Source organism: Halorubrum sp. Ea1 (assembly GCF_002252965.1).
Classification (GTDB): Archaea; Halobacteriota; Halobacteria; order Halobacteriales; family Haloferacaceae; genus Halorubrum.
On record NZ_NHPG01000036.1, the window covers coordinates 1 to 10,865 of the forward strand.

At 70.7% G+C, this 10,865-nt stretch carries 10 protein-coding genes and 1 tRNA gene; 3 read left to right on the plus strand and 8 right to left on the minus strand.

Translation table 11 applies throughout. The features are described from left to right. On the minus strand, nucleotides 1–563 hold a 563-nt coding region (locus DJ73_RS05130), incomplete at its 3' end, for a tetratricopeptide repeat protein (protein WP_141212905.1). 614 nt (nucleotides 564–1,177) lie between these two features. Here DJ73_RS05130 and DJ73_RS05135 point away from each other — a divergent pair. Then, nucleotides 1,178–1,843, plus strand: coding sequence for a hypothetical protein (locus tag DJ73_RS05135; RefSeq protein ID WP_094557440.1), 666 nt, complete (start codon nucleotides 1,178–1,180; stop codon nucleotides 1,841–1,843). On the opposite strand, the gene DJ73_RS05140 is transcribed toward DJ73_RS05135, so the two are convergent. Then, entirely contained in the window at nucleotides 1,819–3,159 is a 1,341-nt protein-coding gene (locus DJ73_RS05140; protein WP_094557441.1) for a M20/M25/M40 family metallo-hydrolase, read from the minus strand. The two genes, DJ73_RS05135 and DJ73_RS05140, sit on opposite strands and share 25 nt — an antisense overlap. A gap of 123 nt (nucleotides 3,160–3,282) precedes the next feature. On the opposite strand from DJ73_RS05140, the gene DJ73_RS05145 reads away from it, so the two are divergent. Further along, nucleotides 3,283–3,356: transfer RNA gene (locus DJ73_RS05145), tRNA-Lys, on the plus strand. A 96-nt stretch (nucleotides 3,357–3,452) separates the two neighbouring features. Here DJ73_RS05145 and DJ73_RS05150 read toward each other — a convergent pair. The 6 genes from DJ73_RS05150 to DJ73_RS05175 form a co-directional block, all read right to left on the minus strand. Continuing rightward, a complete protein-coding gene (locus DJ73_RS05150) occupies nucleotides 3,453–4,109 on the minus strand; it encodes a lactate utilization protein (protein WP_094557444.1) in 657 nt (218 codons plus the stop codon). Nucleotides 4,110–4,610: 501 nt separating this feature from the next. Next, on the minus strand, nucleotides 4,611–6,263 hold the full coding sequence (gene thsA / locus DJ73_RS05155) for a thermosome subunit alpha (RefSeq protein WP_094522046.1): 1,653 nt from the start codon (nucleotides 6,261–6,263) through the stop codon (nucleotides 4,611–4,613). A 340-nt stretch (nucleotides 6,264–6,603) separates the two neighbouring features. Next, the gene (locus DJ73_RS05160) at nucleotides 6,604–7,146 is read right to left on the minus strand and encodes a KH domain-containing protein (protein WP_049983967.1); all 543 of its coding nucleotides are present in this window, start codon (nucleotides 7,144–7,146) and stop codon (nucleotides 6,604–6,606) included. Between the two features lie 102 nt (nucleotides 7,147–7,248). Beyond that, nucleotides 7,249–8,181, minus strand: coding sequence for a serine/threonine-protein kinase Rio1 (gene rio1 / locus DJ73_RS05165; protein WP_094557442.1), 933 nt, complete (start codon nucleotides 8,179–8,181; stop codon nucleotides 7,249–7,251). 73 nt (nucleotides 8,182–8,254) lie between these two features. Further along, on the minus strand, nucleotides 8,255–8,800 hold the full coding sequence (gene hjc, locus DJ73_RS05170; protein WP_094522048.1) for a Holliday junction resolvase Hjc: 546 nt from the start codon (nucleotides 8,798–8,800) through the stop codon (nucleotides 8,255–8,257). Nucleotides 8,801–8,888: 88 nt separating this feature from the next. Then, nucleotides 8,889–9,419, minus strand: a complete 531-nt coding sequence (locus tag DJ73_RS05175; RefSeq protein ID WP_094522049.1) for an NADPH-dependent FMN reductase — start codon at nucleotides 9,417–9,419, stop codon at nucleotides 8,889–8,891. A gap of 110 nt (nucleotides 9,420–9,529) precedes the next feature. Here DJ73_RS05175 and DJ73_RS05180 point away from each other — a divergent pair. Then, nucleotides 9,530–10,865, plus strand: a 1,336-nt coding sequence (locus DJ73_RS05180) for a phosphoglucomutase/phosphomannomutase family protein (protein ID WP_094557443.1), incomplete at its 3' end; no start/stop codon positions are given.

A 10,865-nucleotide genomic window follows, 5' to 3' on the forward strand; every position in this document is an offset into this window, starting at 1 on the left:
GCGAGCCCGCGCTCGACCAGCATGAAGCCGCGGTTGTACCACGCCTCGGCGAAGCGCGGGTCGGTCTCGACGGCGCGCTCGGCGTGTTCGAGCGCCTGCTCGCTGCGGCCGAACTCCCAGAGCGCGTACGCGAGGTTGGTCTCGGCGGTCGCGGCGTGCTCCGACGAGTCGTCGATCCGCAGCGCCTCCTCGTAGGCGCCGATCGCCTCGTCGTACTCCTCCAGTTCGGCGTGGGCCGCGCCCTTGTTCACCCACGCCTCCTGGGCCTCCAGCGAGTCCTCCTCGGCGAAGTGGGCGGCGCGCTCGAACGTCTCCGTCGCCTCCTCGAAGCGGTTGATCCCCATGTACGAGAGGCCGACGTCCATGAGTCGCTCGACGTCGATGGCGTCGCTCTCGACGTTTCGCCTGTCGAGGATGTCGGTGAGGACGCGGGAGTCGACGGGGTCGACCGTGTTCGGGTCGGCGTCGATCTCCTCGGGGTCGAGGGTGAACTCCTCGTAGTCGGCGTCGACGCCCTGCCCCGCGGAGAACTCGTGGCGGTCGTCGTCGCGTTCGTCGGTCATATGCCGCAGTTTGACGGTCACGACGCGTAAGGGTTGCGTCGCCGACCGAACGGCTACGTAGTCGGCGTCGACGACGCGGTGGGCCCTCTAGAGGCCGCAGTCGGTTATTTATAAGTAAGTGACCAGTCCGCGGCGAACAATTTCAAAGCCTCAGCCGCTCGGCTGTATATCGTCTCTGAGGCGGCGAACAACTCCAAAGCCCCAGCCGGGAGGCGGGCGCACGCTCGGTGCGCTCCTCACTCGGTCGCTGTCGCTCCCTCGCTGCGGTGCTTTCGTCGCCTGCGCCCGCCTCCCGGCTGCCCCTTTGAGTCCCACCCGGCACCTCACACCTCCCCAGCCTCGTCGGTCGCCCATCGCTTCGCTCCGGGCGACCGACTCCCTCGCGCGTGCGACTCGCGCCCGGTGGGCGCTCGTCGGCACGCGCCACCGCTCGTTTATAAATAACGGTGACGCCCTTCCGCGGCCTACTTATATATTGCGTCGCCGCCGTCTCGGCTTCGTCACTCGCTCCGGGTCGTCGCCGACCGTCCACGGTTCCTCGCGGCCCGTCCCGGTCGCGAGCGAATCCTGCCCCGGTGCCGGTCGCTTATGTGCGTACGTCCGAAGAATGTGGTATGAACGAGGACTCTCGCGCAGACCGCCGCTCTCCCGTCGGCGAGCCCGTCGTCCGGGCCGACCCCGAGGTGACGGGCGAGCGGGCCGCGGAGGCGGTCGGCTTCGACCCCGACGACCCCGACAGCGTGGCCGAGGCGGCCGAGACGGTGGCCCGCTTCGCGGCCGGCGACGTCGGCGACGAGGACAACGTCCTGATGCTGCGCGGGGCGGCCGCGTGCGCGGCGCTCGTCCGCGGCGTCGGCTCGTACAAGGCGGCGGCCGAGCGCGCGGGCGACGGCGTCTCCGTGGCGTTCATCCGGAAGTGGGCCCGCGTCCACGACCTCCCGCAGGCGATCCGCCGCCAGGTCGCCGGCGGTCGGATAGCCCCGAGCGCGGCCAAGCACGTCGCGCGCCTGGGCGGCACCGACCGCTACCTCCTCGCGTGGGCGACCATCGACGGCGGGCTCACGGTCCGCGAGGTGCGCTCGATCGCCTCCGCCGTCAACGACGGGTCCGACGTCGAGGCCGCGGTCCGCGAGGCCGGGTTCGAACTCGGCTCTCTCGGCGTCCGCTTGCCCCTCGACATGTACGTCGATCTCCGGCGCCGCGCCTCGAATCGCAACCTCGAACCCGGGGCGCTCGTCGCCGAAGCGCTCGACGGCTACTTCGCCGGCGCGTCCGAGTAGCCTTCCGCGAACCGGCCGACGGCGGCCGCGATCGCTTCCCGCCCGCGCTCGACCTCCTCCCACGCGATCGTCTCGTCCGGGTAGTGCGCCTCCGCGACCGTCCCCGGCCCCAGCAACACGGTCGGGATCCCCGCCGCGACGTAGTGTCTGGAGTCGGCGCCGTACGTCGCGCCGGTCGGCTCCGGACTCGGGAGGCCGGCATCGACGAGCCCCGCCCGTGCGGCCTCGACGACCGGCTCGTCGACGGCGACCTCGCTCGCCTCGAACTGCACCGAGAACCGCTCGAACGTCGGCGGACGCTCGCGCAGCCACGGGTCCTCGGCGACGACCTCGTCCAACCGCGCGCGGAACGCCGCCTCCACCTCGTCGACCGTCTCGACCGGCGCGACCCCGATCCGGAACTCGGCGGCGAGCGTCGCCGGCACCGTCGACGCCCACGACCCGGCCTCGACCCGCCCGCAGACCACCGGCCACGGCACCGGGAACTCCGCGTACAGGGGGTGGGTCACCGACTCGCCGCGCTCCGTTTCGAGGTCCATGAACGCCTCCCGGATCGCCTCGAACCGCGGGAGGACGTCCTCGCCGCGCCAGCGCGTGGCGGCGTGCGCGCTCCGGCCGCTCAGCTCCAGCCGCGCCATCAGCGACCCCTCGGTGGCGATCACGGGGCGCAGCTCGGTCGGCTCCGCGACGATCGCCGCGTCGCGCTCGAAGGGGTACGGGTTCGCGAGCGCCGCGGTCGCCGCGCCGTACCCGCCGTCCTCCTCGCCCGCGACCGCCTCGACGACGACGCGGAGCCCGCTCTCCGGGAGGTCGACTTCTCCGGCCGCGACCGACTCCCGGACGTCGAGCGCCGCGCCCACACAGGCCGCGACCCCCGATTTCATGTCCGCCGCGCCGCGAGCGGTGAGGGTCTCGTCGCCGCCGTCGCCGCCGTCGGCACCACCTCCATCACCGCCACCGCCCCACTCCGGTTCGAAGGGGTCGCTCGACCACTCCGCGGGCTCGGCCGGGACCACGTCGATGTGGCCGTTCAGCACGACCGTGGGGACGGGGTCGTCGTCGACGTCATTCTCGCTCGCTCCGCCGAGTTCGAGCACGCCCCCGACGCTCCGGCGTCCCGCCACGTCCGCCTCGTCGAGGTCGTCCGGGAAGGAGGGGTGCCCCGCGAGGAGGTCGGCGTCGGCGTCCCACGCGTACGTCTCGAAGCCGAGGTCGCCGAGCCGCTCCTCGACGAAGTCGGCCGCGGCCGCCTCCTCGCCGGCGGTGGAGGCGAACCCACAGAGGTCGGCGGCGAACCCGCGCATGTCGAAGTCCATGTTCGCGGCGACGGCGGCGCCCGTGAAACCGTTTCGGATCCGGCGGACGACGACGTTTCGGCGGGCCCGCCGCGGGTGGTTTCTAAACGTTTATCCGTGGTCTGTCCCTACCGATCCGTGTCTGGGCCGGTAGCTCAGTTAGGGAGAGCGTCCGGCTTTTAACCGGACGGTCGGGGGTTCGAATCCCTCCCGGCCCGCTGTACCGCCGCGAGCAATATGGCGAGCGACGGCGCCGCTCGCTGGCGTCGAAAGGGAAAACAGAGCGTGTGTCGGTATTGTCGGCGTTACCCGGTTCAGTACCCGAGCCGCTCGCGCACGAGGACGACCGTCGTCCGGTCCTCCTCGGGCTCCTGCCGGTAGATGAGCTGTTTCGCGATCGACGACTCGACGCCGTACGCCTCCTGCGCGCGCTCGTTCTCCAGCGGGTACGCGACCGACTCCAGCCGGTCGAGGGCGTCGTCGAGCGCGGGGACGATCTTGTTCGCGCCGCTGACGATGACGACGTTGCCGGCGGCGAACGGGTACGCGCCGATCCGGCTGCCGGAGAGGTCGGCGGCGACGAGTTCGCCCGTCTCCGCGATTGCGTTGATCCCGCCGAGGAAGTAGTCCGCGGTCTGGGCCGTCCGGCGCGCGGCCTGTCGTTCGGCGTCGTCGTCGATGCCCCAGATCTCGTCCGGGAGGCTCTCCCAGTCGTGATCGCCGTCGCTCAGGAGCTCGTCGAAGCCGATCTCCTCCAGCGTCGTCGAGTGACCGTTCATCACCGACGCGCCCGCGGGGATCCGCGCTTCGACCGCCTCCAGCGCCTCGTCCGCCGAGTCGACGACGACGACCTCGAACCCGTTGGCCTCGAGGTTCGCCACCGCCGCTTCGACGGTCTCGTCGTCGGGGAGTTGGTCGAGCGCGTCGTCGATCGCCGTGTCGTCTGCGTAGTCGGCTTTCTGTTGTGGCATGGTGAAGTGAACGCGAATCGGGACCGCGGTGCGCCGCTCCGTGGCCGAGTCCACGTCGAGAGCGGCCGGGGTCCGTCTCGTATTCCACCCGAGGCGCGGCCGACACTTAACGGCTCGCGAACCCTCGTGTCGGGTGGTGACACCGGTGTTATCGTCGTGTCGGTGGGGTGACCGCTCGGGGCGCTCGGCAGAGCGACTGCGCGGAGCGCTCGGCGGTGCGACCGGCCGACGCCGCGAACGGCGAGCCGCCGGCTCGGCGCTCGGTCGTCTCGATAAAAAACGCGTGTCGTCGAGGCCCGCGAGGGCGCGCGACGGTCGGTCGGGGGGCGATACGGCGTCGGCGTCAGGTCGGAACGGATGGGGCGCGTGAGTTCTCGCCGAACTTCACACCTCGCGGGTCGCGTGCGCTCACGGGGCGACGCGCCCCGTTCGCTTCGAGGTCTCCCTGCGGTCGACCTCGCTCGCTCCCCGCTCGGTATCGAGGTTCTTTCAGAACCTCGCTTACATCGCGCCGCCCATGCCGCCCATGCCGCCCATGCCGCCGCCCATGCCGCCGGGCGCGCCGCCGGGGCCGCCCTCGTCGCCGCCGTCGTCGGTGCCGCCGCCCTTGAGGTCGCCGGCCGCGATGACGTCGTCGATGCGCAGGATCATGACGGCCGCCTCGGTGGCGGACTCGATGGCCTGGGTCTTGACGCGGAGCGGCTCCACGACGCCCTCGGCCTCCATGTCGATCACGTCGCCCGTGTAGGCGTCGAGACCGGCGCCGAACTCGCCGGCGTCGTGCCGGGAGCGGAGGTCGACGAGCGAGTCGATGGGGTCGAGACCAGCGTTCTCGGCGAGCGTGCGCGGGACGACTTCCAGCGCGTCGGCGAACGCCTCGACGGCGAGCTGCTCGCGGCCGCCGACGGAGTCGGCGAAGTCGCGGAGCTGCAGCGCGAGCTCGGCCTCGGGGGCGCCGCCGCCGGGCAGGACCTGCCCGTCGAGCAGCGTCGTGCGGACGACGCCGAGCGAGTCCTCGATGGCGCGCTCGACCTCGTCGACGACGTGTTCGGTGCCGCCGCGGAGGATGAGCGTGACGGACTTCGCCTCTTCGACGTCCTCGACGAAGATGCGCTCGTCGCCGCCGATGTCCTTCTGGGCGACGGAGCCGGCGAAGCCGAGGTCGTCCGACTCGATGTCCTCGAGGTTGGAGACGACGCGGCCGCCGGTCGCGCGGGCGAGGCGATTCAGGTCGCCGGACTTCGCGCGGCGGACGGCGAGGATGCCCTCCTGCGCGAGGTAGTGCTGGGCCATGTCGTCGATGCCGTCACCGACGAAGACGACGTCGGCGCCGATGTCGACGAAGTGGTCGACCATCTCGCGGAGCTGCTCTTCCTCCTGGTCGAGGAACTGCTGGAGCTGGTCGGGGTCGGTGACGTTGACTTCGGCGTCGATCTCCGTCTCCTTCACTTCGATGGCGCCGTCGAACAGCGCCACGTCCGCGTCCTCGACGGCGAAGGGCATGTTCTCGTCGACGCGCTCCTTGTCGACGATGACGCCCTCGACGAGCTCGGACTGGTCGATCGAGCTGCCGACGACCTTCTCGACGGAGACGTTCTCCGTGTCGATGCCGTCGTCGTCCTTGACCGCGAGGACGGAGTCGACGACGAGCTCGGCGAGGAGGTCCTTGGAGTTCTCCGCGCCCTTGCCCGTCATCGCCGTCTCGGCGATCTCGACGAGCGTGTCGTAGTCGTCCTCGGAGACTTCGATGGCGTCCTCCTCGAGGATCTCCTTGGCCTTCTCGGCGGCCTGACGGTACCCCTGCGCGAGGGTCGTCGCGTGGATGTCCTGGTCGAGGAGCTCCTCGGCCTGATCGAGGAGCTCACCGGCGACCACGACCGCGGAGGTGGTGCCGTCGCCGACCTCCTCCTCCTGCGTCTCGGAGACCTCGACGATCATGTTGGCCGCCGGGTGGTCGATGTCCATCTCCTTCAGGATGGTGACGCCGTCGTTCGTGACGACGACGGACCCGCCGGAGTCGACGAGCATCTTGTCCATCCCTTTCGGGCCGAGCGTGGTGCGGACGGACTCCGCGACCGCCTTGCCGGCCGTGATATTCATGTTCTGCGCGTCCTTTCCGGAAGTTCGCTGCGACTCCTCAGAAAGTACGATCATGGGCTGATTGCCCATCCGCTGGCGCTGTGACATTACAACCTTTGATTGTTTGTGATTCTATATAAACCCTTCGTTCAGGTCGTGCGAAACCGCAACACGGTGGGCGGTATTCCTCCGGCATGTGGCTCGTTATCACGGGTGTTTATATAGAACGACAGATCGAGCGTCGGGGCGCGATCGTGTATACACGGACTGCGGTGGCGCGTTCCGGTGAGCGGCCTGTCGGGCCGCGACCCGTCGGTGCGAGGGAGGCGGCGGCTTTGGCGGCGGTCGCTGCTGACGCAGAAACAGTCTCCGATAAGCGAACGACTGAGCCGACAACGCCGGGGCTAACTCACAGTTATTGCGGCGCGTTGAAGCTCACGTCGTCGTCGAGCTCGTTCGACATCCGCTCTAAGTACGAGTACACCGCGCCGTGCGGGGCCCCGTCCAACAGCATCCCGACCGCCCGGCGAACCACTTCCAGCTCCTCGGGCTGGCCGACGGCGCCCACGGTCGAGCCGTAGACGACGACGTTCGCGCCCGATAGCTCCTCCAGCAACTCGCGCGTGCGACCGTTCTCGCCGATGATCCGGCCCTTCTTGCGCTGGAGGTCGTTATCGTTGCGAGTGTGCTCGGAGAGGTCGATCAGGTCGAGCGTCCGGAGGTCGTGGTCGAGGATCGACAGCGCCGTCTCCGGCGTGAACCCCCGTCCGATCGCCTTGATCACGTCCGGCGCGACCATCGCGGCGACGGGGTCGTCGCGCTCCTCGATGGCGACGCTGCCCGACTCCGAGTCGACGTCCAGCCGCACGTTCGCCCGCTCTTCGATCTCCCGCATCGTCTCGCCGCCGGCGCCGATGACGACGCCGATACGGTCCTGCGGAACCGTCACGTGTTGCATACGTCGGGATACCCGGCGAAGCCTTTTAAGCGTGTCCGCCGGCTCCGGGTGTGCGGTCGCGTGACGGGGTCTTCGGCCGCTTGAGACCGATACCGTCGCGATTCACTCGCCCGACTCCCCGCTCGGGTCGGCCTCCGGTTCCGTCACGTACGACCGGAGGTCGTCGGGGTCGATGTCGATCCCCTGCCGGGTGAAGAACGTCGCCACGTTCTCGCAGTCCCGCTGGAGGAACTCGCCCGCGTTCGGGTGGTGGACGGTCACCGCCTGCCCGAGGTCGATGATCACCAGCTCGCCGTCGTGGATGATCATGTTGTACTCCGAGAGGTCGCCGTGGATCAGGCCGGCCCGGTAGAGCCGGCGCATGTATTCGCGGACGACCTCGTAGGCGGTCTCGGGGTTCTCCACGTCGACCTCGTTCAGCCGCCGGGCGCGGTCCTCGGCGTGGCCGACCAGCTCCATCACGAGGACGTTCCGCTGAACCGCGATCGGTTCGGGGACGCGCACGCCGGCCTTCCGCGCGCGCTCGAGGTTCGCGAACTCCTTGCGGGTCCACGCCAGCACGACCGCCTTCTTGTCGCTCGCGATCCCCTCGAACCGCGGGTCGCCCTCGAGGTAGTCGCGCATCTGCCGGAAGTTCGAGGAGTTGATCCGGTACACCTTCACGGCGACCTCGCGCTCCGGCGTGACGCCCTCCGGACCGCCGCCCGCGGCCGCGGAGCCGGGCTCCGGTCGCTCGCCCGCCTGCCCGCCGAGCGCCTCGAAGACGCTCGCCTCCTTCCCGGTCGACACCGGCCCGCCGAAGGCGTCGACGTAGCCGTCCTGCACGAGCTTGTAGATGGCCGCCAGCGTCGCGTCGTCGAACACCGACTCCTGGAGCTTGAACTGCTCGGTGTCCTTGATCCGCTTGCGGAACTCGTCGAACTCCCGGTCCTGTCGGAGGGCGATCCGGTCCGCCTCCGTGTCGGAGACGTCCAGCTGCTCCCACTCGTCGCCGGGCTGCTCGTCGGGCTCTAACAGGACGAACTCCTCGCTCATTCGCGTGGGAGTTCGGCGCCGCGAGGGATAAGCGAGGGGGTCCCGAGCCGCGAGCGCTCCGCCCGCCGACCGGTCACAGCACGTCGAGCGCGTCCTCGACCGGCATGTGACCGTCTCGGACCGCCGTCAGGATCTCGCGCCGCTCTTCGAGCTCGGGGTCGACCCCCTCGTCGCCGTCGTCGCCGCCCACCTCGCCGAGCGTCACCTTCTCCGTCTCGCCGACGAACTCGGGGAAGTCGGTGCCGTCGGCGAGCGCTTTCTCCTTCTTGACGCGATACGACCCGGCGTCGGTGGTGTACAGGTCGCCCGGGTGGAAGAAGTACCAGTCCTCGCGGTCGAACCGCACCGCGATCCGCGCCTTCGCGCCGAAGTTCCGCGCGAAGAACAGGAGCGCCTCCACCTCCTCGCCGGTGAGGTAGATGGGGTCGCCCGCGCTCGACTTCGCCTCGATGGCGTAGAACGTCTCGCCGTCGCCGGCGAGCACGTCGGGGAGCTCCCGCTCTGTCGCGGCGCCGCTGGCCGGCGCGCGCATCACGGCGAACCCGGCCTCGTCGAGGGCGTTCACCAGCTCGCGCTCGCGGCGGTCCCCCTTCCGGTTAGCGGACACGGTCGTCGTCACCCGGTTCGGTCATGGACGCCGTAGGCGCGAGGCGGTCAAAAGGGCGGCGGGTCGGCGCGGCCCGCACGGATCCACCGCGCCGCCGCCGCTACCGCCGGAGCCGCTCCGCGTGCTCGACGACGACCCGGCCGAGCCGCTCGGTCCGCTCCCGGACGTCGTCGTCCGCGATCCCGGTCTCGTCGACGACGCCCGACGCGCCGCTGATCCCGACCTCGTGGGGGACGGTCCAGGCGTGGACGTTCCGGAACGTCGACCGGAGGTGTTCGAGCGTCCCGCCGTAGGAGCCCCCGCCGGCGGTCGCCAGCAGGCCGACGGCGGTGTCCTCGTACTCAGTCGAGCCGCAGAAGTCGTGGAAGTTCTTGAACGTCGAGGAGTAGGAGCCGCGGTAGACGGGGGTCCCGGCGAGCACGCCGTCGGCCTCGCGCACCCGCCGCGTCAGCGCCTCGCTGTCGCCCTGCGCGTCCTCGTCGGGGTGGTACAGCGGGAGGTCGACCGCGCCGAGATCGATCGTGTCCGTCTCCGCGCCGACGTCGCTCGCGGCGTCGAGCGCGACCGACAGCGCGGCCCGCGTGGTGCTGTCCGCGCTCCGGCTGCCGGAGATCGCGACGATTCGTGTCACGGTCCCGCTTCGCGGGCCGAGCGCAAAAGCGCGGCGAGTGACGCCCGACGCCCCCGCAAGGTTCGCGACCGGCACCGGGCCTTATTGTCCCGGCCGCCGACTTGGCCCGCATGGACGAGATCTCCTTCGGCACGGACGGCTGGCGGGCGACGCTCGACACGTTCACCGACGAGCGCGTGCGGATCGTGGGGCAGGCGGTCGCCGACCACCTCGCGGCGGCGGGCCGCGACGAGCCGGTCGCGGTCGGCTACGACGCCCGCGAGACCTCGGAGGGATTCGCCGAGAGCCTCGCCGAGGTCCTCGCCGGCAACGGCTTCGACGTGATACTTCCCGAGCGCGACGCGCCGACTCCCGTGATCGCGTACGCCATCGTCGACCGGGGGCTCGCCGGCGCCTGCATGGTCACCGCCTCGCACAACCCGCCCGAGTACAACGGCGTGAAGTTCATCCCGCACGACGGCGCGCCCGCGCTCCCGGACGTCACGGAGGACGTGGTCGACCGGCTCGCCGAGCCCGACCTCCTCCCCGAGGCCGAGCGCGGCGAGGTCTCCCGCGTCGACCTCGTGAGCGCCCACGCCGACGCGGCCCGCGACCTCGTGGGCGCCGACCTCGACGGGCTCACGGTCGCGTACGACGCGATGCACGGGAGCGGGCGCGGCGTCACCGACGCGCTCCTCGAATCGGCCGGCGCCGAGGTCGTCCGGCTTCGCTGCGAGCGCGACGTGACCTTCGGCGGCGAGTCCCCCGAACCCTCGGCCGAGCACCTCGAGGAACTGGCCGCCCGCGTCACCGACCCCGACAGCGACGTCGACCTGGGTGTCGCCAACGACGGCGACGCCGACCGGATCGCGGTCGTCACGCCCGAGCGCGGCGTGCTCGACGCGAACCTCTTCTACGCCGCCTGCTACGACCGTCTCTTGGAGGACGACGCCGGGCCCGCGGTCCGCACCGTCTCCACGACGTTCCTGATCGACCGGATCGCGGAGGCGCACGGCGAGCAGGTGTACGAGACACCGGTCGGGTTCAAGTGGGTCGCCGAGGCGATGGGCGAGCACGACGCGCTGTTCGGCGGCGAGGAGTCCGGCGGGTTCACTCTCCGCGGGCACGTCAGGGAGAAGGACGGCGTGTTGATGTCGCTGCTCGCCGCGGGCACCCACGCCGCGGAGCCGTTCGACGAGCGCGTCGACCGTCTCCTCGACGAGTACGGCCACATCGCGGCCGGGAAGGTGTCGCTCGACTGCCCGGACGACCGGAAGGAAGGCGTCCTCGACGAGCTGGAGGACCACATCCCCGAGTCGGTCCGCGGGTCGCCCGTCGCGAAGGTCGTCACGCTCGACGGCTTCAAGCTCCTCTTGGAGAACGGCTCGTGGCTGCTCGTGCGCCCCTCCGGGACGGAGCCGAAGCTCCGGGTGTACGCCGAGGCCGACGGCGACGAGGCGGTCGACG